General features: G+C 59.1%; 16 protein-coding genes. 10 read left to right on the forward strand and 6 right to left on the reverse strand.

Annotated elements, in window-relative coordinates:
• Window positions 1-232: 232 nt before the first annotated feature.
• The 3 genes from ABIE13_RS01350 to ABIE13_RS01360 form a co-directional block, all read right to left on the reverse strand.
• A complete protein-coding gene (locus ABIE13_RS01350) occupies window positions 233-2260 on the reverse strand; it encodes a DUF3488 and transglutaminase-like domain-containing protein (RefSeq protein ID WP_354440471.1) in 2028 nt (675 codons plus the stop codon).
• The gene (locus ABIE13_RS01355) at window positions 2257-3180 is read right to left on the reverse strand and encodes a DUF58 domain-containing protein (RefSeq protein ID WP_354441225.1); all 924 of its coding nucleotides are present in this window, start codon (window positions 3178-3180) and stop codon (window positions 2257-2259) included. The genes ABIE13_RS01350 and ABIE13_RS01355 overlap by 4 nt, the downstream gene beginning before the upstream one ends.
• A gap of 89 nt (window positions 3181-3269) precedes the next feature.
• Window positions 3270-4190, reverse strand: a complete 921-nt coding sequence (locus ABIE13_RS01360) for an AAA family ATPase (protein ID WP_354440473.1) — start codon at window positions 4188-4190, stop codon at window positions 3270-3272.
• Window positions 4191-4267: 77 nt separating this feature from the next.
• Here ABIE13_RS01360 and ABIE13_RS01365 point away from each other — a divergent pair, with 77 nt between their 5' ends.
• The 7 genes from ABIE13_RS01365 (at window position 4268) to ABIE13_RS01395 (ending at window position 12678) form a co-directional block, all read left to right on the forward strand.
• Window positions 4268-5221: a histone deacetylase family protein gene (locus tag ABIE13_RS01365; protein WP_354440475.1), complete on the forward strand. Its 954-nt coding sequence runs from the start codon at window positions 4268-4270 to the stop codon at window positions 5219-5221.
• A 229-nt stretch (window positions 5222-5450) separates the two neighbouring features.
• Window positions 5451-6239: an enoyl-CoA hydratase gene (locus ABIE13_RS01370; protein WP_354440476.1), complete on the forward strand. Its 789-nt coding sequence runs from the start codon at window positions 5451-5453 to the stop codon at window positions 6237-6239.
• Window positions 6227-7621 (forward strand): mechanosensitive ion channel family protein, encoded by a 1395-nt coding sequence (locus ABIE13_RS01375; RefSeq protein WP_354440478.1) that lies wholly within the window; start codon window positions 6227-6229, stop codon window positions 7619-7621. Before ABIE13_RS01370 ends, ABIE13_RS01375 begins: the two co-directional genes overlap by 13 nt.
• A 219-nt stretch (window positions 7622-7840) precedes the next feature.
• Window positions 7841-8590 (forward strand): electron transfer flavoprotein subunit beta/FixA family protein, encoded by a 750-nt coding sequence (locus ABIE13_RS01380; RefSeq protein WP_354440480.1) that lies wholly within the window; start codon window positions 7841-7843, stop codon window positions 8588-8590.
• Window positions 8591-8630: 40 nt separating this feature from the next.
• Window positions 8631-9563, forward strand: a complete 933-nt coding sequence (locus ABIE13_RS01385; RefSeq protein WP_354440482.1) for an electron transfer flavoprotein subunit alpha/FixB family protein — start codon at window positions 8631-8633, stop codon at window positions 9561-9563.
• Between the two features lie 143 nt (window positions 9564-9706).
• Window positions 9707-11512, forward strand: coding sequence for an acyl-CoA dehydrogenase (locus ABIE13_RS01390; protein WP_354440484.1), 1806 nt, complete (start codon window positions 9707-9709; stop codon window positions 11510-11512).
• Window positions 11513-11721: 209 nt separating this feature from the next.
• Window positions 11722-12678, forward strand: coding sequence for an NAD(P)H-dependent flavin oxidoreductase (locus ABIE13_RS01395; RefSeq protein WP_354440486.1), 957 nt, complete (start codon window positions 11722-11724; stop codon window positions 12676-12678).
• Between the two features lie 323 nt (window positions 12679-13001).
• On the opposite strand, the gene ABIE13_RS01400 is transcribed toward ABIE13_RS01395, so the two are convergent.
• From ABIE13_RS01400 to map, 3 genes are all read right to left on the reverse strand, one after another.
• Complete coding sequence (locus ABIE13_RS01400; protein ID WP_354440488.1) at window positions 13002-13718, reverse strand: hypothetical protein; 717 nt, start codon at window positions 13716-13718, stop codon at window positions 13002-13004.
• Window positions 13719-14107: 389 nt separating this feature from the next.
• Complete coding sequence (locus tag ABIE13_RS01405) at window positions 14108-16789, reverse strand: [protein-PII] uridylyltransferase (protein ID WP_354440489.1); 2682 nt, start codon at window positions 16787-16789, stop codon at window positions 14108-14110.
• Window positions 16790-16812: 23 nt separating this feature from the next.
• Window positions 16813-17634 carry a type I methionyl aminopeptidase gene (gene map, locus ABIE13_RS01410; protein WP_354440491.1) on the reverse strand — a complete coding sequence of 274 codons (822 nt, stop codon included), beginning with the start codon at window positions 17632-17634 and terminating at the stop codon, window positions 16813-16815.
• A gap of 185 nt (window positions 17635-17819) precedes the next feature.
• On the opposite strand from map, the gene purL reads away from it, so the two are divergent.
• From purL to ABIE13_RS01425, 3 genes are all read left to right on the forward strand, one after another.
• On the forward strand, window positions 17820-21830 hold the full coding sequence (gene purL / locus ABIE13_RS01415) for a phosphoribosylformylglycinamidine synthase (RefSeq protein WP_354440492.1): 4011 nt from the start codon (window positions 17820-17822) through the stop codon (window positions 21828-21830).
• A gap of 158 nt (window positions 21831-21988) precedes the next feature.
• Window positions 21989-23017: an ABC transporter substrate-binding protein gene (locus tag ABIE13_RS01420; protein ID WP_354440494.1), complete on the forward strand. Its 1029-nt coding sequence runs from the start codon at window positions 21989-21991 to the stop codon at window positions 23015-23017.
• A gap of 488 nt (window positions 23018-23505) precedes the next feature.
• Complete coding sequence (locus tag ABIE13_RS01425; protein WP_354440495.1) at window positions 23506-24342, forward strand: ABC transporter ATP-binding protein; 837 nt, start codon at window positions 23506-23508, stop codon at window positions 24340-24342.
• The last annotated feature ends 2 nt before the right edge of the window (window positions 24343-24344 follow it).

Consider the following 24344-nt stretch of genomic DNA (forward strand, 5'->3'; position numbering starts at 1 on the left):
ATGCTGGATTCGTTCACCTTAATTCACCCTATCTTAGATCGTAAGCACGCTCCTGGCCCCTTGCATATAGCCGCTGATCTTCCCGGGTGAAGGCGATACCACAAACTGCGCGAAGCAACCGAGGGCAAGACAGCTGGAGTGATGTCTGGCAGGCCGGGTCGCGTTAGACCGGGTCGCGTCAGACCGGGTCGCGTCAGACCGGGTCGCGTCAGACCGGGTCGCGCGGGCCGCGTCACGCTGACCGCGGCCAGTTGAGTTGCTTGAACTGGCTTTGCAACTGGGCCATCTGTGAGGACGAGTTCTCTGGGGCAGGTGCGTACCTGGCGCGCTCCAGGGCCAGCAGCCACTCCTGGAGGGCATCTTTCAAAGGCACAGGCAGGCGATCAGTGGATTGCGCAATGCGAGCCAACTCTCGCGGCGGCGCATTGGGCGGGATCTGCACGCCCGCGCGTTGGAGTCGTTTTCGCGCACGCCCCAGCAGGCGTTGCCAGGGGTCGTGCTGGCCGCGCTCCCACATGGCCCACCCAGCGCCAACCAGAGCGGCGATGGTCAGCAGGCCTGCAAGCACCTTGCCCAGGTCTTCCCAACTTGGCTCTTCAAACCCCAGATTCTTGAGGAAATCCAGCTGACGGCTTTGCGTGTAGTTGAGCACCCACTGGTTCCAACCGTTGTTGATGGCTTCCCAGGTGGCACGCAGTTGTACCAGCAACGTGGGACTGAAGGCGCCAATGGCACCTGCCATGACGCCGTCTGGGGCGCGCAGACGCTGGAATTGGCCCACTCTGCCTGGCGCGACGGCGGCCGTGGGGTCTACACGCACCCAGCCTCGGTCCGTGGTCCACACTTCAGCCCAGGCGTGGGCATCGGTATTGCGCACGGTCCAATAGCCGTCAACGTTATTGATTTCTCCTCCTTGAAACCCAGTCACGATGCGGGAGGGAACTCCCGCGGCACGCATCAAGATGACGAATGCCGATGCAATGTGCTCACAGAAACCTGCTTTGGTGTCAAACCAGAATTCGTCGGCGCTGTGCCGGCCCGCCACACCGGGTTGCAGTGTGTACACGTAGCCTCCTGTGCGCAGCCGACCGAGGGCAGATTGAACGAGAGCATCTGTGTCTCCTTCTGCGACTCGGCCTCGCAGTTCCTGGGCCAATGCCAGGGTACGGGGGTTGAAGTCGGGCGGAAGGCGCAGGAACTCGTTGAAGTCGCGGCGTGGCCGGCCGTTGGGGCTGGTCAATCCATATTGGAACTGGGTATAGCTTTCAGAACGGTACCTCAGTAGATCGGTCACCGGCCTGGAAGCGAGCCACTGCAGGTCGGAAGTCAAGCGCGCGTTCACAGACCGGGGTAGCGCCGGTGCGTTGGGAGCCACGTCCAGCGTGAGCAGCCACGGCCGGTTGTTGGGCTCCAGGGTGGTCTCATAGCGCACAGGTTCGCCGCTCACTTGCAAATCGCCGGCTGGCAAAGGGGGAGCGAAGGAGCTGTCGGCCATGGTCCATTCAGCCCCATCAAAGCGGCTTAGAACGGGGCCACGGAAATACAGCTCACTTTGCCGTGGGCGATTGCTTTCAAAACGCACGCGCAGTGCCACGCGATCATCCAGAACCAATTCCGCGATGGAGCCGACTTTCATGGCGCCCGACAGTCCGCTTCTTCCGGTGGCGGCATCGCTGGGCAGTCCCCAAAGTGGCGCGAAACGCGGAAACAGCATGAAAAGCGCCACCATGATGGGGGCGCCCAGCAATGCCATCTTGCAAGCCAACCCCGCAGATTCTCGCAAGCTCGGGTGGCCGACTGGACGGTGCGCATTGATCAACGCGGTCAAGAGCCCCACCAATGCAACCAGCATGACGAAGGCGGTGGTCAACGACTGTGACTGAAAGAACCCTGTCAACAAGGTGAAAAAGCCCAGAAAGAAGATTACCAAGGCGTCCCGTCTGGCGCGCAGCTCCAGGGTTTTGAGGGCTAGCAGAATGACAATCAGTGAGACTCCGGCCTCGCGTCCCAGAAGGCTGCGGTGGGTCATGAAGGTGGCCGCCATCGTGATCAGCAGCAGAGCCAGCAACCACCAACGATTGGGCAGAGGGCGGCCTTTGATGGCAATGAATGCTCGCCATATCAGCACGCCGGCGGTGAACGCCGTGCACCAGATGGGCAGGTAGGGCACCTGCGGCATGATGACCCACGCGATCACTGCGAGGAGAAAGAGAGTGTCTCTTGCTTCCCTGGGCAGGTGTTTGAAATCGACTAAATTCATACTAGCGCCAATGCCCGCAGGCAGCGAAGTCGGTGCGCCACACCGCCGTCAGGCTTGATCTCGGAGCCAGGCACGCGCAGACCATATTGAAGACCTTGCGCATCTGCGGCCATGACCCAGGCAGCCAGGCGAGACAGGCGCCCCTCCTGGTCGAGTGAGCCCGCGCGAGCGAAATCCAGCCAAAGCTCGTAGCGCTGGGTCTGGCTGGAGTCTCGGCTGACCAACTCGCCTGACTTGGCGAATTTTTTCCATACGACCAGTTTCATGGGGTCACCGCGCTGATAGGAGCGAACGCCATCGAACTCTCCGGCGGACCGGGCGCTGGCCAAGGCGCCAGCGCCAGACAGGGGTTCTCCTTGCGGCAGGGGCGGAGGTGTGGCTTCTGGGGCCGGGTACACCAGAACTTGGGACGCAGGGCGCCAGATGGTCCATACGCGAAAGGTACCCAATGGAAAGCGCGTCTCTGACGTCAGTACGGGTACGCGATGCAAACCGCGCCGCGCGGGTTTGAAGCTGATCTGAACCGCCGCCTCGCCCTGCGCAGGTACATCGGCCCAGGTCCAGTGGTCTGAACCTTGCACGGCCATACCTATGGCGTAGCGCGGTGTGCTGCGTCCGTTGACCAGCCGGATATCAAACAGGGCCAGGCCACCAGCAAAGATAGATTGCGGCGGCAGTAGGTGAAGCGTCAAGCCGCGCAGCGTATTGTGGCAAACGACCATGCTCACAGCAGCGCAGCCCAGCAGAAGAAACGTGAGCAAATAACCCAGGTTGAGCTGGTAGTTGATGGACGCGACGAGCAGCACCGCCAGGGTCACTGCCAACATCAATCCCGCCCGGGTGGGCAGAATGTACACATTGCGCTGAGTCAGCGTGAAAGTGTCCGTCAGCCTGAGGCGGGAAAGCCACCACTGCCGCATCCGTGGGCGAAGCTGCCACCAGCGCAGGTGTGCGCTTGAGTCTGCGTTGACGTTTGCGCTGGCGTTCGCTCGCGACTCCCGGGAAGGTTTCATGGGAGGGGCACGGCATCTATCATGGCGCGTACCTGTTCAACGGCACCACGGCCGGCGTCTCCGACGGGCACCAATCGATGGGCTATGCACTGAGGCAAGATGGCTTGCACGTCATCAGGAGCCACATAGTTGCGGCCGGAGATCAAGGCTTGCGCGCGTGCAGCCCGCATCAGTGCGATACCTGCGCGTGGCGAGAGCCCTTGCATGAACCAATGTCCGGACCGAGTGGCGGTGATCAAGTCTTGCACATAATCTAAAAGCGGGTCTGCCGCGTGCACTTGACCGACGGCCGCCTGCAATACCGACAGTTCAGCACCGTTCAAGACGGCGGGTAGAGTGGCGAGTACGTCGCGCCGGTCGTTGCCTGTCAAAAGCTGCCGCTCGGCCTGCCGCTCTGGGTAGCCCAGCGATATGCGCATCAGGAACCGGTCAAGCTGGGATTCAGGCAGCGCGTAGGTACCCAGCTGGTCAAAAGGGTTCTGCGTTGCAATCACGAAAAACGGGGAAGGCAGGGGGCGCGTCTGGCCTTCCACGGACACCTGTTTTTCTTCCATGGCTTCGAGCAGCGCACTTTGCGTCTTTGGGCTGGCGCGGTTGATCTCATCAGCCAGCAAGACCTGGGAGAAGACGGGCCCGGGATGAAATACGAAAGCTTCTTTCTGGCGTTCATACACGGCGACACCCGATAGGTCACCCGGCATGAGGTCAGCCGTAAATTGCACCCGAGAGAACTGCAGGCCGAAAGTGCGCGCCAGCGCATGGGCGAGGGTGGTCTTGCCCACCCCTGGCACATCCTCAATCAGCAGATGCCCACCCGCCAAAAGGCACGCTACGCTGTCTTGAACCTGACTGTTTTTGCCTATCAGCACCGTGTTAAGCTGATCAAGAACCGATTTGATTTTTATCGCAATGTCCATGGGTTGACATTACATGAAAAATTGAACAGGCTTAAGGCGCTGCGTTAAAAAATCGGTTGTAGCGAAGGTAGAAAAACATGGGGCAGACAGGTTTTTTCAGACACGATGATTGTCGCAAGCATGATATGGGCGCAGGCCATCCCGAATGCCCGCAGCGGCTGGATGCCATAGAAGACCGTCTCCTGGTGACAGGAGTAGGAGATGCGCTTGATCGGCGAGAAGCCAGCCCCGCTGGCATGAGCGAACTTCTGCTGGCTCATGGTCGGCGCCATGTGGCAGCCCTGCGTGGTTTGAGTGAAATTCTGATCGAAGAGATGGCCGCTGGAGGCCCCGACCACTATTCACTGGACACTGACACGGCCATGAACAGCCATACCTACCGCGCCGCTTTGCTGTCGGCGGGGGCGGCTATTGATGCGGTCAATGCAGTAGTCGGCGGTGAGCTTGAAAACGCCTTTTGCTGCACCAGGCCGCCCGGTCACCATGCCACGCGTAACCAGGCCATGGGGTTCTGTTTTTTCAGCAATGTGGCGGTGGCTGCCAAATATGCGTGCGAGAGGCTTGGCCTCCAACGGGTGGCCATTGTTGATTTTGACGTCCACCATGGCAACGGCACGGAAGACATCGTGGCGGGAGACGACCGCATACTCATGGTGAGTTTTTTTCAACATCCTTTCTATCCTGAAGGTGGCTCAACCAAAACCGACGCCAACCTGGTCAATTGCCCCGTACCGGCCTACACCCGTGGCATGGATATCCGGGAATTGGTAGAGATCATGTGGATGCCCCGCCTGGAAGCACACAAGCCAGAGCTGATACTCATCAGCGCCGGGTTTGATGCGCATCGCGACGATGACATGGGCCAGCTGGGCCTTGTAGACCAGGACTACGCCTGGATCACCCAGCGCGTCAAGGATGTCGCTGATCGCTATGCGGGTGGCCGCATTGTCAGTTGCCTGGAAGGTGGGTACAACCTGGGGGCGCTTGCGCGCAGTGTCGAGGCGCATATTCGGGTTCTGGCAGGACTGTGACCGTTGAAACAGCATGTCTCAACAGAGTCAACTCAGCGTCCTCTTGAGTAGACTGTTTCGCAGGGCCGGCCAATAGTTGACACGCTGCCTTACCGTTGGCCCGGACCATGATGGGCTCCTGCGGTGTGTGACAGGGTCCTTCGCTGACCCGCTTCTTCCTGATCTTTGCCTTGAACAGGCTTCGCAAAAGCACTTCACGCTATGCTTTGGCCTGCACTTTCATGAAACCATGACCAGCAACTCTGAACCCCTCTTGCTTCACCGCTGCGATGCCCGTGGTGTCCATGTGCTGACGCTCAATCAACCCAAATCCTTCAACGTGCTGAGCGAAGCCATGCTTGACGAACTGCAGCGCCAGCTTGGCGCCATTGCAGCAGATGAGCAGGCCAGGGCGCTGGTCATTGCGGCTGAGGGCAAGGCTTTTTGCGCCGGGCACGACCTCAAACAGATGAAGGCCCATCCCCAGTTGGCGTACTACCAGGGCCTGTTTGCCAAGTGCAGCAAGATGATGCTTTCCATTGCAAAGCTGCCAATCCCTGTCATTGCACGGGTTCAGGGCCTGGCCACTGCGGCGGGGTGCCAGCTGGTTGCGCAATGTGATCTGGCGGTGGCGGCGGAGAGTGCCAGCTTCGGGGTCAATGGCATCGATGTGGGTCTTTTCTGCGCTACGCCAAGCGTTCCTCTTGTGCGCAATGTGCCGGCCAAGAAAGCCATGGAAATGCTGCTGACCGGCGGTTTCATTGCTGCCCAGGAAGCGCTTGAGCAGGGCTTGGTGAACAAGGTTGTTCCGGCGGCTGAGCTGGACACTGCCATTGATGAATTTCTGACGGCCATCTGCTCCAAGCCCCGAGACGCCATTTCTGTGGGCAAGCAATTGTTCTATCAGCAACGCGAACTTGGCCTGGAAGCCGCTTATCAACTCGCAGGCCAGACCATGGCGTGCAACATGATGCTGGATGTGGCGCAAGAAGGCGTGCAGGCATTCATCGAGAAAAGGGAACCCGCATGGCGTCGTTAACCCCAGATTTGACCAACGCTTCCGGGATGCGCATCGATGATTGGCACGCCTGGTGGGCCAGCGTGAGCCAGCGGGGCGTGCTCATAGAGATTGCACTGATTGCTTGTTGTGGGCTGATCGCGTGGGGGTTGGCAGCGGCTGCGCGCCGCAGTTGGCCGCGCGTATCGGACACGTCCTCCATTCTTACCGGCACACGCGCTTTTGACGGCGTGCTGTTTCCCATGTTGTGGCTGGGTCTAACCTACTTGACCCGTCTGGAGCTGTCACGCTGGCAAGCTGTGCCGTTTTTACGCGTAGCCCTGCCTGCTCTCGTGGCTCTGGTGGTGATTCGTATCGGTGTGAAGGTGCTTCAGGCGGCATTTCCCAAAGCCGAATCCGTGCGGGCGCTGGAGCGATCCATCTCCTGGGCTGTTTGGCTTGGGGTGGTGCTCTGGGTGATCGGGGTGTTGCCACTGGTCATGGAAGAGTTGGACGGCCTGACCTGGCAGATGGGCGGCTCCAAGATTTCCGTGGCGATGTTGCTGCGTGGTGCGGTCACCGTGGGCGCCGTTGTCATGCTCGCGTTGTGGGTTTCAGCGGCCATTGAGGCCAGGCTGCTGAAGGCGGCGAGTGGCGCCAGCCTTTCTGTGCGTATTGCCATCGCCAATGCCGTTCGCGCCCTGTTGCTGTTCATTGGCGTACTGATGGCGTTGTCCACGGTGGGGATCAACCTCACGGCGCTTTCTGTATTGGGTGGTGCCATCGGTGTGGGTATCGGTTTGGGCTTGCAGAAGCTGGCTGCCAACTATGTCAGCGGATTTGTGGTCCTGGCTGAGCGTGCGATTCGCATAGGCGATGTGGTTCGGGTCGATAACTATGAGGGCCAGGTGACCGACATCCGTACTCGCTATACCGTGATTCGTGCAGGTAATGGCGGCGAATCCATCGTACCCAATGAAATGATGGTGACTCAGCGCGTGGAGAACCTTTCGCTGGCGGACCGGCGGGTTTCAAGGTCCACCGTAGTTTCAGTTGGCTATGACAGCGACGTTGATCTGGTCATGACCTTGCTGCGTCAAGCGGCATTGTCCAGCTCTCGTGTTCTTCGCGAACCCGCGCCGTCAGTGTCGCTGTCTTCTTTCGGGGCAGATGGCCTGGAATTTACGGTGGGTTTCTGGGTGGACCAGCCTGAATCAGGTCAACTTGGACTGCGTTCTGAAGTCAACCTTGCCATTTTGCGCGCTTTGCGTGCGAACAATATCGACATTCCTTACCCGCACAGGGTGGTGCATACCGTGTCTGATGCGCCAGTCAAAGTTGCGATTGAGGGGGAAAGCGCTGAACCTGACGCCAAACGTGAAGCGGACAAAAACAATGCGCCAACCGACAATCCGAAAAAATAAAAAGAACGATCGTTCGAATTTCGCTTAACATGTGGCCAGCAGGCTAGTTTTCCGTGTTTTGGAATGGGGCGCGCGTTCCAGGAGATGTTCCTAGATTGGTACACCCCGCTGAAACGTTCCAGACGGTGGACTAGAATGTTTGGTTAAGGCCGGTAGGGGCGCCTCGTGCTGAGGCTTGAACCCGGCCACGAATTTCAAAACCAGCAGGAGATTTCTTAAATGAAAGCACTCGTCGCCGTCAAGCGCGTCGTGGACTACAACGTGAAAGTGCGTGTCAAGAATGACGGCACTGGGGTAGACATTGCAAACGTGAAGATGAGTATGAACCCCTTCGACGAAATTGCTGTCGAAGAGGCTGTTCGCCTGAAAGAAAAGGGCGTGGTCACAGAAATCATCGCCGTCTCGTGCGGTGATGCAAAATGCCAGGAGACTCTGCGCACGGCCATGGCCATTGGCGCTGACCGCGGCATTCTCGTCGAAACCGACGCCGAGCTGCAGCCCCTGGCAGTTGCCAAGCTCCTCAAGGCCCTGGTCGACAAAGAACAACCCCAACTCATCATCCTGGGCAAACAAGCCATTGATGATGATGCCAATCAGACTGGCCAGATGCTTGCAGCCTTGGCCGACCTGCCACAGGCCACTTTCGCAAGCAAGGTCGAAGTCGAAGGCGACAAGGCCAATGTCACCCGTGAGGTCGACGGCGGCCTGGAGACCATCTCCATCAGCCTGCCAGCGGTCATTACCACCGACTTGCGTCTGAACGAGCCACGCTATGTCACTTTGCCTAACATCATGAAGGCCAAGAAAAAGCAGCTCGATGTGATCAAACCAGACGAGCTGGGCGTTGATGTGGCTCCCCGCCTGAAAACCCTGAAAGTGGCTGAGCCTCCCAAGCGCGGCGCTGGCATCAAGGTGCCGGACGTGGCCACCCTGGTGGACAAGCTCCGTAATGAAGCCAAGGTGATCTGAGGCACCTCAAGCCACAGGCCCAACTCAAGGATTTGAAGACATGACCACACTCGTCATCGCTGAACACGACAACGCCAGCATCAAAAGCGCCACCCTGAACACAGTTACCGCCGCAGTAGCCTGCGGTGGCGACGTGCATGTGCTGGTGGCCGGCCACAATGCCCAAGCCGCAGCTGATGCTGCTGCCAAAGTGGCAGGCGTTTCCAAAGTACTGTTGGCTGACAGCGCCGCGCTGGGCCATAGCCTGGCAGAAAACGTTGCAGCCCAGGTGCTCGCCATTGCAGGCGACTACTCGCACATTCTTTTCCCAGCCACTGCCAGCGGCAAGAACGTCGCGCCCCGCGTGGCCGCCAAGCTTGATGTGGCCCAGATCAGCGACATCATCAAGGTGGATAGCCCCGACACCTTTGAGCGTCCTATTTATGCAGGCAACGCCATTGCCACTGTGCAAAGCGCCGACAAGGTCAAGGTGATCACCGTTCGTACCACAGGCTTCGACGCCGCAGCCGCCACCGGTGGAAGCGCAGCTGTTGAAAGCGTGGCTGCTGCCGCAGATGCTGGCAAGAGCAGCTTCGTGAAAGCCGAGCTGGCCAAGAACGACCGCCCAGAACTGACAGCCGCCAAGATCGTCGTTTCCGGTGGCCGGGCACTGGGCAGTGCAGAGAAGTTCCAGGAAGTCATGACGCCCCTGGCCGACAAGCTGGGTGCTGCCATTGGCGCTAGCCGCGCGGCTGTGGACGCAGGCTACGCACCGAACGACCTGCAGGTTGGTCAGACCGGCAAGATTGTGGCTCCACAGCTGTATGTGGCAGCAGGCATCTCCGGCGCTATCCAGCATTTGGCCGGTATGAAAGACTCCAAAGTGATCGTGGCCATCAACAAAGATGAAGAAGCCCCGATTTTCAGCGTAGCCGACTACGGTCTCGTAGCCGACTTGTTCACTGCAGTGCCTGAGCTCGAAAAGGCACTTTGATCCTTTAGGCCAGGATGAAATGAATCCCGGCCAGGCGGCGTTCAGCAGTTGTGCGAACGCCGTTTTTTTTCCTGCGTTCAGGTTTGGATACCCAGCAATCGCCTCCCACGGCGATGTTTGAGAACTGAGATTACGGAGACATCATGAGTTTCAAAGCTCCCGTCAAGGACATGCTGTTCAACATAGAGCATCTGGCACGCATAGACCAGATTGCCTTGATTCCCGGCTTTGAAGATGCGGGCCTGGAGACAGCACAAGCGGTGCTTGAAGAGTGCGCGCGGTTCAACGAAGGCGTGACAGCGCCGTTGAACGTGGAAGGCGATCTTGCACCGTCTTCACTCAAAGATGGCGTGGTCACCACCACGCCAGGGTTCAAGGAAGCCTTCCAGCAGTATGCGGAAGGTGGGTGGCAAGGCCTTCAGCACCCCAGTGAGTATGGTGGCCAGGGCCTGCCCAAGACCATTGGTGCAGCATGTGGTGAAATCCTGAACTCAGCCAACCTCAGCTTTGCACTGTGCCCTCTGCTGACCGATGGCGCCATTGAAGCTCTGCTCACCGCGGGCAGCGACGAGCTGAAAAGCGTCTATCTGGAAAAACTCGTCGCAGGCCAATGGACAGGCACTATGAACCTGACCGAGCCACAGGCGGGCAGTGACCTGGCCCTGGTGCGCACGCGTGCGGAGACCAAGCCTGACGGTACTTACAGAATCTTCGGCACCAAGATCTTTATCACCTACGGTGAGCATGACATGGCCGAGAACATCGTCCATCTGACGCTCGCACGTGTGGCTGGTGCTCCCGAAGGTGTCAAGGGCATCAGCTTGTTCGTGGTGCCCAAATTCCTGGTGAAGGCCGACGGCACACCTGGCGCACGCAACGACGTTCACTGCGTGAGCCTTGAACACAAGATGGGCATCAAGGCCAGCCCTACGGCCGTGTTGCAGTTTGGTGATGGCATTGGCGAAGCGGCTGAACCTGGCGCGGTGGGCTACCTGGTCGGCGAGGAAAACCGCGGCTTGGAATACATGTTCATCATGATGAACGCTGCCCGTTATGCGGTGGGCGTGCAAGGTATTGCAGTGGCTGAGCGGGCTTACCAAAAAGCCGCCGCCTTCGCCAAGGAGCGCGTGCAAAGCCGCCCAGTGGATGGCAGTGTCAAAGGCAGCGCCACCATTATTCATCACGCGGACGTACGCCGCATGCTGATGACCATGCGCGCCCTGACTGAGGCCAGCCGTGCCATGGCCACGGTGGCAGCTGCGGCTTATGACGCGGCTCACCAGCACCCGGATGCAGAAGTCCGCAAAGAAAACCAGACCTTCTACGAATTTCTGGTGCCGCTGGTCAAAGGCTACAGCACAGAGATGAGTCTGGAAGCCACCAACCTGGGCGTTCAGGTGCATGGCGGTATGGGCTTCATTGAGGAAACCGGTGCCGCGCAGTACTACCGCGACGCCAAGATCCTGACCATCTACGAAGGCACTACGGCCATTCAGGCCAATGACCTGGTAGGGCGCAAGACTGCTCGTGATGGCGGCCAAACCGCGTTGGGTCTGGCAGCGCAGATTGAAGCCACTGAGAAAGAGTTGGCCGCAGGCAGCGATGACGCACGCGCCGTGGGCAAACGCCTGGCAGCAGCGCGCAAAGCCTTCGTGGACGTGGTGAACTTCATTGCCGCGCAGGCCAAGGCAGACCCCAACGCAGCCTATGCTGGCAGCGTTCCTTACCTCATGCTGGCAGGTAACTTGGTGGCGGGCTGGCAGATGGGCCGTGCCTTGCAGGTGGCTGAGCAGCAGTTGGCAAAAGGCCATGAAGAAGCCTTCATGCGAGCCAAGATCACGACTGCGCGTTTCTACGCCGACCACATCCTGACGCGTGCATCTAGCCTGCGTGACGCCATCGTCGAAGGTGCGGGCAGCGTGTCCGCGCTGGCGATCGACGACTTCTGATCGCTCGATACACGGAGCTTGCGGGTCTTCAGTTCGCTTAGCTCCGTGGTCTCTGTGATCTCAGGGGCGCGGTAAATTTGCCCAAGCGCATCAAACCGTGCTCATCAACCCATGAACATTTTTTGACCTGGTGCAGCCGTTCAGAGGTTTGTTGAGCCTGTCGAGCTGGACCAGAAACTAATTTCCTTCACTACAAAAAAGGCGCTCTCATGTCCAAACTTCCTCCGGTCTTCGCCAAGTTGAAGTTCCCCGTGATCGGTTCGCCATTGTTCATCGTCAGCAATCCTCAGCTGGTGATTGCCCAATGTACGTCCGGCGTGGTCGGCTCCATGCCCGCGCTCAACGCCCGTCCGGCAGAACAACTGGAGGAATGGCTGATCGAGATCACTGAGGCGCTTGCCGCATGGGACAAGGCTAACCCGGACAATCCGGCAGCGCCCTTTGCCATCAACCAAATCGTGCACAAGAGCAATGACCGCTTGGACCACGACATGCAGCTTTGCGCCAAGTACAAGGTGCCCATCATCATCACCAGCCTGGGCGCTCGTGAAGATGTGAACCAGGCTGTGCATTCGTGGGGTGGGGTGGTGATGCACGACGTGATCAACAACGTCTTTGCTCACAAAGCGATTGAAAAAGGCGCCGACGGCTTGATTGCAGTGGCAGCAGGTGCAGGCGGACATGCCAGCGCCAAGAGCCCATTTGCCATGATTCAGGAAATCCGCCAGTGGTTTGACGGCCCACTGGCCCTGTCGGGCTCCATTGCATCAGGCGGCGCCGTTCTGGCTGCTCAGGCCATGGGTGCGGATTTTGCCTATATCGGCTCAGCCTACATTGCCACCCACGAAGCCCGTGCCGTAGATGGCTACAAGCAGATGATTTGCGAAAGCAATTCTGACGACATCGTCTACAGCAACTTCTACACAGGTGTGCTGGGCAACTACCTCAAAGGCAGCATTCGCAATGCTGGCATGGACCCAGAAAATCTGCCACAAAGCGACCCCAGCAAAATGAACTTCTCTGGCGGTGGCTCAGCCAAAGCCTGGAAAGATATCTGGGGTTGTGGCCAAGGCATTGGCGCCATCAAAGAGGTGGTGGGCGCCGCTGAATTGACCGCGCGTTTGAAGCGCGAATACCAGGAAGCCAAGGCCAGACTGCTGGCCTGACCCCGCAATAAGCTACAGCCTGCTTGCAAGTAGGCTGTTCCCCCTGGCACCTCCTGGTTGCAGCTTGGCTGGGACAGCGCCCTAGGAACCCCAAATTGCCAAGCTGGAGCTTGGCGCTCCCAGGGAAAACCAAAGCGCGTCAGGATGCGACTCCACGAAGCACCATTCCGTTCAGGCCGTACAGCCCTAGCCAGTCGGATGCTCTCCTGGGAGCGCCAAGCTCCAGCTTGGCAATTCGTGGCCACTGCCAACGCTTCCATGCCAAGCTGGCGCTTGGCACTCCCAGGGGGTAGCTCAGCGGAAACAGCAAGTGCCTGGCTATCTCAGGCCTGACTGCGTCTACCCGCCAAGCGCCGCATGCCCAGCATGCCGCATAGCAGTGCGAGCCCGCCCAATACCCATTCAGAGGCAGTCGGCACAGCGGTGACTTCAGGCGCAGGGACCGGAGCTGACGCTGCATCATCAAAGCAAACGCCTATTAGCGTTCCAAGATCCCCCGTGTTTTCCTGAAGCGTCAGGCTCGTTATGGTCACCGGAACATTGTTTGTGAGGCGCACGATGCCAGAACTAATCATTTCAGTGCCAACGATAGTGTTACCACTGATCACCAAGGGACCAGGCGAAACGCCTCCTGGCAGCGCAGAGATATCGCTAGGCACTGGTGTGTACGGGCCTGTACTGGTAGAGATGGACAGCACATCCAGCGCTTGATGGCCCTCCAGCATTAAGCGAATGCTGCTGGTGTTGATCGGGTGGCTGAAATTCAGCGAGCAGGCAAATGCCCCATTCTCGTTGACACCCAATCCAATACCTTCGTATGAATAGGGCCAGGGAATACTCGGTGGAAACTGCGCCGCCCCCATGGGGTTCCACACGCCGTGGGCTTGATCGTCAGCGCAACCTGAAACAGTAACTGACCCATAGGTTCCAGGCCCACGGGTCAGGCACTGCTGCACGGCCTGAACCGAGAAGGAACACACCAATAAAGTGGCCAGAGCCAAAGCGCGGCGGGGGAGTCTGTTGCTAAAGATGGCGTTCACGGAGACTTTAAAGAAGATCTGAAACGTATGGATGCCTTAAAAGTATACAGATACATTTGAGCTGCTTTCAGAACGAAAGTTATCAAGCGCCCCAAGAGCGTTCATGCGGTGAAATTGTCAACATCGGACAACGAGGAACGAGGAACGAGCAACGGTATGGCTGTGTGCGAGATCACGGAGCGGGTGGTTTTTGCCGGTGGGGCATAAGGGATCCGTTCACACCTTCTCAGTCTGGCTGGTCTTGCGAATCCTCATGGTCACCTATTGACGCTGAGCTTAGGCTGTCCTGAATTGGCCGAAGGGGCGAAGAACCGCGCAAGGTTTCGACAGGCTCAACCCGAACGGCCTTTTTAGTTCAAATGAGTTGAGCTGGAGCTCGTCGTCCTACTTCAGTTGGCCGCCAATACATCAAGCAATTCTTGCTCAATCTCCAACTGCGTTTTGTTGTGCTGCAACTGGCTCCCTTGAAGCAAGAAAGTATCTTCAACGCGTTCGCCCAGCGTGGTGATTTTGGCCAGCTCTACACTGATTGCATGGGCGCCCAGGACATGCGCTATGCCATAGAGCAAGCCGGCGCGGTCGCTGGCAGAGACGCTCAGCAGCCACCGCTGCGCTTTGTCGTCTGGCCGCAGGTCTACCCTGGGGGTGATGGGGAAGCTCTTGACGCGGCGGGACACTCTTCCCAGGCGGGGCGCGGGCAAGGGGGCCTCGCTGCTGATGGCTAGAGGAAGTTCTGCCTCCACCAGATTGACAAACTCGCGGTAGTGGTTGGGGATCATGGAACTGACGACCTGAAAGGTGTCCAGCGCATGCCCATCTCGTGTGGTGTGGATCTTGGCGTCCAGAATGGAGAAGCCGGCGCGGTCGAAGTACCCGCAGATGCGGGCAAACAGGTCTGGGCGGTCCTGGGCGTATACCAGTACCTGCAAGCCTTCACCAATGGGGGACACCCGAGCGCGCACAATGGTTTTGGCAGTTGTGGTCGCGACAGCACTGGTACTGGCAACTGCACCAAGGCCCTTGGATGGCACATGGCGCGACAGTTGTTTGGCGTGCCAGGCAATTTCACCGGCGTCGTGGCGCATGAAGTAGCTGACGTCCAGCGTATCCCACAGCGCTTTATGCGCCTCATGGGGTTCAGACGCCAGAGCCAATTGCACCAGAGCCTCGCGTTTGCGCGATTCGATGACGGCGTCTGCGTCGGGTGCACGGCCGCCGAGGGCCCTAACGGTCAGTTTGTACAGGTCTTCCAGCAGCTTGGCTTTCCAGGCGTTCCATACCTTGGGACTGGTGCCACGGATGTCGGCCACGGTCAGCAGGTAGAGCGCGGTTAGGTAGCGCTCATTGCCTACTCGGGCGGCAAAGCTGGTGATGACGTCTGGATCGCTCAAGTCTTCCTTTTGCGCGATCCGGCTCATGGCCAGGTGTTCACGCACAAGGAACTCAATGAGCTTGGTGTCTTGTGGATCTATACCGTGCTGCTGGCAGAAGCGCCGCACATCCTGCGCGCCCAGGTCTGAGTGGTCTCCGCCCCGGCCTTTGGCTATGTCATGGAACAGCGCGGCCAGGAAAAGAATCCACGGCTTGTCCCAGCCGGCGGCCAACTGGGAGCAAAACGGGTATTCATGCGCATGCTCTGCCATGAAAAACCGCCGTACATTGCGCAGCACCATCAATATGTGCTGGTCGACGGTGTAGACGTGAAACAGGTCGTGCTGCATCTGCCCCACGATGCGCCGGAATATCCACAGGTAACGGCCTAGTACCGACGTCTGATTCATCAGCCGCATGGCATGCGTAATGCCTTGCGGTTGCTTCATGATGGATAAAAATGTGGCGCGGTTGACCGGGTCCGTGCGAAACGCGTGGTTCATCAGCGTGCGCGCGTTGTAGAGCGCGCGCAGGGTGCGCATGGACAAACCCTTGGCACCGGGCGTCTGGGCATAAAGGAGAAAGGTCTCCAAAATGGCTCTTGGGTTTTTCTCGTAGAGATCGTCGCTGGCCACTTCGATCATGCCGGCTTTCTCGAAAAACCGGTCGTTGATGCGCACCAATTCGGGCAAAGGCTCGCCATGCGCTCTGCGAAGATATTCCTCAATGCCTTGCAGCAGAATTTGATTGAGTTGCGTGACTGCCTTGGCTGCCCAGTAATAGCGGCGCATCAGCACTTCGCTGGCCCGTGTGACGATGCGACCGTCTTCAGAAAAGCGGTTGCTGAAGCCGAAAGATTCGGCCACGGAGGTTTGCAGGTCGAACACCAGCCTGTCTTCACGGCGGCCGGCTATCAGGTGCAGGCGGGCGCGGGTAAGGGACAGCACGGCTTCGTTGTGCCGAAGCTGACGCAATTCATGCGGAGTGGCCAGGCCGGCACGCGCCAGATCTTCCCACTTGCCGCCTATGCCGGCGGCGCGTGCCGCCCAGAGGATGATCTGCAAGTCGCGCAGGCCGCCCGGCGATTCCTTGCAATTGGGCTCCAGCGCGTAGGGAGTGTCTTCGTATTTCGCGTGGCGCTGCCGCATTTCCAGGCGCTTGGCGGTAAAAAAGTCCAGCGGGTCGAGCTGCGCTGTAAACCGTTTCTGAAAATCTTTGAAAAGCTCACGGTTTCCAATGATCAGCCGACTCTCGAGCAAAGCAGTCTGCACCGTGACGTCATGTTCAGCCAGAGACAGGCATTCCGCTATGGTTCTGACGCTGGAGCCTATTTCCAGGCCTGCGTCCCAGCAACTGCCTATGAACTGTTCTATGCGGTGGCGCAGTACTTCGTCAGTGGCCGGGCTCGCGTCTGCAGGTAACAGGAGCAGGACATCAATGTCCGAATACGGAAACAGCTCGCCTCTGCCGTAACCTCCCACCGCAGCCAGGGCAAAGTGGCCGTCGAAGCCCGCCGCACGCCATAGGTCGCGCAGAACGTCGTCGGCCCATTTGGACACGCCCGCCAGCGCCGCCCGCACGCCCCGGGTGTTGGATCCCGCAGCCAGCATGTCGGCCAGCAGGGCGGCTTTTTTCTGTCGATAGTTATCGCGCAGCGTCTGCGTTGGGGTGGGGAGTGCAGAGTTTGTCGCGATGCTCATAAGGGCAGTTGGTGGGCAGGTTGTCAGGCGGCGATGGCCGACTTGGCGGTAACGAAGTCCGGTATGGCTGGACTGCCACTGGAGAGTGTCAGCACCTCGTACCCGGTGGGGGTGACCACGACAGTGTGCTCCCACTGGGCTGACAGTGAGCGGTCTTTGGTAACGATGGTCCAGCCATCGTTCATTTCACGGATGTCGCGGCGTCCGATGTTGACCATGGGCTCGATGGTGAAAATCATGCCAGGGACCAGCTCTTCACCGGTACCTGGCTTGCCGTAGTGGAGAATCTGCGGGTCTTCATGAAATTTCTGGCCAATGCCGTGGCCGCAGAATTCACGCACCACTGAGAGCCCATGGCCTTCCACGAATTTCTGGATGGCATGGCCAATGTCACCCAGGCGAGCCCCGGGTTTGACCTGCTCAATGCCGTGCCACATGGATTCATAGGTGATGGAGCACAGGCGCTTGGCAGCAATGGAGGTTTCACCAATCAGGAACATGCGGCTGGTATCGCCGAACCAGCCCTCAGGGGTGATCACGGTCACATCCACGTTGACGATATCCCCTTTTTTGAGGGGTTTGTCTGCGGGAATGCCGTGGCACACCACATGGTTGACCGAAGTGCACAGGTGGGCGGGGAAGGGCGGGTACCCGGGGGGCTGATAGCCTATGGTGGCCGACCTTGTGCCCTGGGTGGCCATATGGGCAGAGGCCAGGCGGTCGATTTCCAGTGTCGTGATGCCGGGCACGATGTGGGGAGTGATCGCATCCAGCACTTCAGACGCCAAACGGCAAGCTGTGCGCATGGCCGCAATGCCGGCTTCATCTTTGATGGTGATTGTCATAGGCAAAATTATCCCATCGTGGCGCCGTTTGCGCAGGCTGATGTTCATGGGCATTTGCGGGGTCATCTGCAAGGTCGGGAACCAGGGCCTTGCACGGCGGATAAAATTACGGATTCCCAGCGTCCACCCCAGTCAGCGGTGGGCGTTGCCCAATTCACCTCGTCTTGCCACCGTCGGCCCGCACCGTGACCCAGCAGATCAATTTTTTTGAGGGCGGCAACGCGCTCAGCGATTTCCGTATTCGCCAATTGTTGCCGCGCCTGCAGGCGGTCAACCCGCAGGTTCAGTCGCTTTCAGCCCGCTTTGTGCACCTGGTGTCTTTTGATTCCAGCCCTTCTGAGGCCGATGAGCAGCGTTTGGCAGCCTTGTTGACCTACGGCGAGCCAGCGGCCTCTGGCGCGGCTTCCGGCGTGGCAGTCATTGTGGGACCCCGTTTGGGAACGGTGTCTCCCTGGGCCAGCAAGGCCACCGATATTGCCCGCAACTGCGGCATTTCTCTGCACCGGGTAGAGCGTTTGGTGGAATACCGCGTGGATCTGCGTGGCGCAAAAGTGTCAGAGGCTGATCTTGTCGCACTGGCGGGCCTCTTGCATGACCGCATGACGGAGACCGTGCTGGCCTCCCGTGACCAGGCCAAAGCCTTGTTCACAGCTTTGCAACCACAGCCCATGGACCATGTGGACGTGCTGGCAGGTGGCAAGGCTGCTCTGGAAAAAGCCAATGCTGACTGGGGTTTGGCGTTGGCGGCCGATGAAATTGACTATTTGCTGGCGGCCTTCACCAACCTGGGCCGCAACCCCACTGATGTGGAGTTGATGATGTTCGCGCAGGCCAATAGCGAACACTGCCGGCACAAGATTTTCAATGCCGAGTTCACCATTGACGGCGTGGCGCAAGAGCGCAGCTTGTTCGGCATGATCCGCAACACGCATGCACTGGCGCCCAAACACACCGTGGTGGCCTACAGCGACAACTCGGCGGTGATGGAAGGCAACATCAGCGAAGTCTTTCAGCCGCAACCCCTTTCGTCCGGGTCGGCCAGCTACCAGAAGCAAACCGAGCTGCGGCATGTACTGATGAAGGTGGAAACGCATAACCACCCCACGGCCATCAGTCCATTCCCAGGCGCCAGTACCGGCGCTGGTGGTGAAATTCGCGATGAAGGCGCTACCGGCCGGGGCGCGCGGCCCAAGGCCGGGTTGTCTGGGTTCACGGTCAGCAAGCTGTGGGACAGCCCGCTGGGCAAGCCTGAGCACATGGCCAGCCCGCTGCAGATCATGACCGAAGGCCCTCTGGGCGCTGCGGCATTCAACAATGAATTTGGTCGCCCCAACCTGGTGGGCTATTTCCGCGAATATGAGCTGGACGTGGCAGGCGTGCAGCGCGGCTATCACAAGCCCATCATGATTGCCGGCGGCTTGGGCAGCATCGATGCACGCCTGACGCACAAGATTGAATTCCCTGCGGGCAGCCTGCTGATTCAGCTGGGTGGCCCCGGCATGCGCATTGGCATGGGCGGCGGCGCAGCCAGCTCCCTGGCCAGCGGCACCAATGCGGCCCATCTTGATTTTGACTCCGTGCAGCGCGGTAACCCGGAAATTGAGCGCCGTGCCCAGGAGGTGATCACCCAATGCCAGGCGCTGGGTGATGCCAATCCCGTGCTGGCCATTCACGACGTGGGAGCAGGCGGGCTGTCCAACGCTTTTCCTGAACTGACCAATGACGCGGGCCGCGGTGCACGCTTTGATCTCAGGTCGGTTCCGCTGGAAGAAAGCGGTCTGGCACCTAAGGAAATCTGGTGCAACGAGAGCCAGGAACGCTATGTTCTGGCCATTGCGCCCGAGTCGCTGCCTCTTTTTGAAGAACTTTGCGCGCGTGAACGGTGTCCGTTTTCGGTCGTAGGGGTGGCCACCGAAGAGCGCCAACTGGTGGTGGGCGAGGTGGATCTGGAGGCTTCGGCGCCCTCTGCCTCGTCAGCGGAAGGTGAGCCTGTGGACATGCCCATGAGCGTGCTCCTGGGCAAACCGCCCAAGATGCACCGAGACGTGAAGACGGTGGAGCGCGAATTTGCGCCTTTGAAGCTCGATGGCCTGACGCTTCAGGACTCGGTGATCAAGGTACTTAGCCACCCCACAGTGGCTAGCAAGCGCTTTTTGATCACCATCGGAGACCGCACCGTCGGCGGACTGACGCACCGCGACCAGATGGTCGGCCCCTGGCAGGTGCCAGTGGCTGATTGCGCTGTCACTTTGGCTGATTACGCTGGCTTTGCCGGCGAAGCCATGAGCATGGGCGAACGCACGCCTCTTGCGGCCATAGATGCACCGGCCAGCGGCCGCATGGCGGTGGCCGAGGCCATTACCAATTTGCTGGCTGCACCCATTTCGCTGCCCAAGATCAAGCTTTCTGCCAACTGGATGGCAGCCTGTGGCGAAGCTGGCGAAGACGCTGCGCTCTACGCCACCGTCAAGGCGGTGGGAATGGAGCTGTGCCCGGCACTGGGCGTGGCCATTCCCGTGGGCAAGGATTCCCTGTCCATGCGCACGCAGTGGCAAGACGAAGGCGGTGCGGCCAAGAAAGTCACCTCACCCGTCAGCCTGATCATCAGCGCCTTTGCAACGCTGGACGATGTGCGCGGCACCCTGACTCCGCAACTGGAGGCGCAAGACGACACCACCCTGGTCCTGATCGATCTGGGCAAGGGCAAGCATCGTCTGGCGGGCAGTGTTTTGGCGCAAACCGTTGACCAGTCAGGCTGCCCCAAGACCGATGGTGTGCCTGATCTGGATGATCCGAAAGACCTGGTGGCCCTGGTGGCTGCGGTCAATGAACTGCGCGCCGAAGGAAAGATCCTTGCCTACCATGACCGCAGTGACGGCGGCCTGCTTGCGGCCGCTGCCGAAATGGCCTTCGCGGGACATGTAGGGGTGGCGCTCAATGTTGACTTGCTGGTCACTGAAGGCGACGGCATCAGTGACAGCAAGGCCGAGTATGGCGATGCCAAAAACTGGACCGGGCAGGTGAGTGCACGGCGCGAGGAGCTCACGCTGAAAGCTCTGTTTGCTGAAGAATTGGGCGTGGTGCTTCAGGTGCGTACGGCGGAGCGCGATGCGGTCATGCAGAAGCTGCGCGCGCATGGCCTGTCCAAGCACAGCCATTTCATCGGCAAGACGCGCCCAGCTTCTTCCAGCATTGACAAAGGCAAGGGCGAGCTTTCCATCTGGCGTGACGCCAAGGAGATCTTCTCGGCCCCGCTGCACGATTTGCATCAGGTGTGGGACAGCGTCAGCTGGAAGATCGCCCGCGAGCGTGACAACCCAGCCTGTGCCGATTCAGAGCACGCCGCAGCTGGCGTTGCAGATGACCCAGGCATGCATGTGCACCTGCCTACGCCTTTGCCGGTGCCGGTGGCGGCCAGTTTTGTGGTCACGGCGCGCCCGCGTGTGGCCATCTTGCGCGAGCAGGGCGTGAACTCGCATGTTGAAATGGCCTATGCGTTCACAGAGGCTGGCTTTGAAGCGGTCGACGTGCACATGACCGATCTGCAAACCGGCCGCGCATCTCTGACTGATTTCAAAGGCATGGTGGCCTGCGGTGGGTTCAGCTATGGCGACACACTGGGTGCTGGCATCGGCTGGGCCAGGTCCATCACTTTCAACCCGCTGCTGACAGACCAGTTCCAGGCTTTCTTTGCCCGCACGGATACGTTTGGCCTGGGAGTGTGCAACGGATGCCAGATGTTCGCCGAATTGGCAGACATCATCCCGGGTGCAGAGGCTTGGCCACGCTTTACTACCAATCGCAGCGAACGCTTTGAGGCGCGGCTGTCCATGGTTGAAGTGCTGGAATCACCCAGCCTGTTCTTCAAGGACATGGCGGGCGCCCGGTTGCCGATTGCGGTGGCGCACGGCGAGGGCTATGCCAATTTTGGCGCGAGAGGGGATGCTGCCAAGGTCATTGCGGCCATGCGTTTCGTAGACAACCAGGGCGCTGCGACTGAAACCTACCCCTTTAACCCTAACGGTAGTGCAGGTGGGTTGACCTCGGTGACCACCGCAGACGGGCGATTCACGGCCTTGATGCCGCACCCTGAGCGCGTGTTCCGCAATGTACAGATGAGCTGGACATCACAGGACAAGAGTGCGTTCAGCCCCTGGATTCAGCTTTGGCGCAATGCGCGCAAGTGGGTGGGGTAGGCAAGGCCAACGGGCTGACCAGGCTGTAGCTGGCCTGTTCCGGATGGGGCGGTTGCCCCGAATAGACATGCCAGCGTGCGGGTAATCCTGCGTCCGTATCCCGGAGCTATTTGCTAAAGTTTTGAAGTTGTAGCTATTTGCAATTAAAGAGAGGGACTATGCGTCGCACAATACTTAAATCCTTGCTGGCTGCCCCGGTGGCCGCCGCCTTCCCCTCCGTGTGGGCGCAAGCTGCGAAGATTGAGAAACCAAAGCTCACCATCGCGGTGGGCGGTAAGAACCTTTTTTACTACCTTCCGCTGTCCATAGCTGAGCGTCAGGGCTATTTCAAGGCAGAGGGGCTTGACGTAGAGATTCCTGACTTTGCGGGTGGCTCCAAGGCGCTTCAGGCCTTGATTGGGGGCAGTGCGGATGTCGTGTCTGGTGCTTACGAGCACACCATCAACATGCAGGCTAAGAATCAATCGATTCAAGAGTTTGTACTGCAAGGTCGTGCGCCGCAGATCGTGCTTGCAGTGTCTAACCGCAACATGCCTAACTACCAGTCTATTGCCGATCTCAAAGGCAAGAAAATTGGTGTCTCTGCACCTGGATCCTCGACTTCCATGATGGCCACCTATGTGTTGTCCAAGGCCGGGCTGAAGGCTACCGACGTGTCATTCGTGGGGGTTGGAACCTCAAGCGGCGCGCTTTCCGCAGTGAAGTCTGGTCAGGTGGATGCGATTGCCAACCTCGACCCTGTCATTACTATGCTCGAGCGTGACAAGCTGATCAAGGTTATCTCTGATACCCGTACGCTCAAGGATACGCAAGCAGTCTACGGTGGCCCCATGCCTGCTGCCTGCCTGTACGCGCCCACCAAGTTCCTGAACGAGAACCCCAACACCGCCCAGGCACTGGCCAATGCCATGGTGCGCGCTTTGCGTTGGCTGCAAAAGACGGGTCCTTCCGATTTGGTGAAAACGGTGCCCGAGGCGTATTTGCTGGGTGACCGTTCGCTGTATCTGGATGCCTGGCTGCGTGTCAAGGAAGCCATGTCGCCTGACGGCATCATGCCGGACGCAGGCCCGGCAACGGCGCTGAAAATGCTGCAAACGTTTGACGCCGAGATTGCGAGCAAGAAGATCGATCTGTCCAAGACGTTTACCAACGCGTTTGCCAAGAAAGCGGCTGCCAAGTACGTTTAAGGCATGGCACCTTAGATGCCGCGCCATGCGCTCTTCGTCTGGCGCGGCCTTGTGAGGGGGATGTTTTTTCGGAGGGCCAGCCGTTCCGGCTTAAACCTCAAGCGCGGTCCCGGCTGAGCTGGCTTGCTCTGCTCCGAAACCGGACACACCGATCGAGCTGAGTGTGATTTACCTCCCGGGGCTGAGAGGCGAGAGGACCCAACAGATGCTGACAGCCGCACCAAGGCTGCCACACCAAATACCGATCGGGATTGTCGAAGCGCTGCACAAGGCTTCGACAGGCTCAGCCCGAACGGACTTTTATGAGTTGTAGCCTACCAAAAACAACAGTTTAAAAGTTGTCCGTTGTGAGGTTCTATGGTTTTGGTCAAGCGGGAAGTGGCATTCGAACTAACTAAAACCGTTCGGGCTGAGCCTGTCGAAGCCTCGTCCAACGCTTTGACCTCGACCCGCTTCAAAACTAATTTTTCTCCAAGCCCGTACAAAGCATGAATTCCCCAACTCCAGCGCTGGACCTGCAAGGCATCAGCGTCGTTTTTACCAGTCCCGACAACCCGGGGCAGCGCTATGTGGCCGTGCAGGAGGCCAGTTTGTCCGTGGCGCCTGGCGAGTTTGTTTCAGTCGTTGGCCCTACGGGCTGCGGAAAATCGACTCTTCTGAACATTGGCGCGGGCTTGCTGCACGCCTCCGGTGGCACAGTCAAAGTGTTTGGCGAGCCGCTGCAAGGCTTGAACCGCCGTGCAGGCTACATGTTCCAGGCAGATTCGCTCATGCCGTGGAAGAATGCCCTGGACAACGTCACTGCTGGTTTGGTGTTCCGCGGTGTGCCCACCGATGAAGCTGAGAGACAGGGCAAAGCCTGGCTGGCCCGTGTGGGGTTGGCAGGTTTTGAAGACCGCTATCCGCATCAGCTCTCAGGCGGTATGCGCAAGCGGGTGTCCATGGCCCAGACGCTCATCATGGACCCGGACATCGTGTTCATGGATGAGCCCTTTTCTGCCCTGGACATTCAAACTCGCCAGCTGATGGAAAACGAGCTGCTTGAGCTATGGGCCGCGCCAGGGCAGGGCGGTCATGGCAAGGCAGTGCTGTTCATTACGCATGACCTGGATGAGGCAATTGCTTTGTCCGACAGGGTGGTGGTATTGGCCGCAGGCCCGGCCACCCGACCTATCGGTGAGTTTGTCATTGACCTGCCGCGTCCGCGCGATGTCGCTGAAATTCGAGACAATCCGCGCTTTGCGGAGTTGCACGCCGCTATCTGGGCGGTACTGCGCGATGAAGTCTTGCGTGGTTACGAACAACAAAAAAGAAAGGCCGCGTAATC

Source organism: Ottowia thiooxydans (genome assembly GCF_040548795.1).
GTDB classification, from domain to species: Bacteria; Pseudomonadota; Gammaproteobacteria; order Burkholderiales; family Burkholderiaceae_C; genus Ottowia; species Ottowia thiooxydans_A.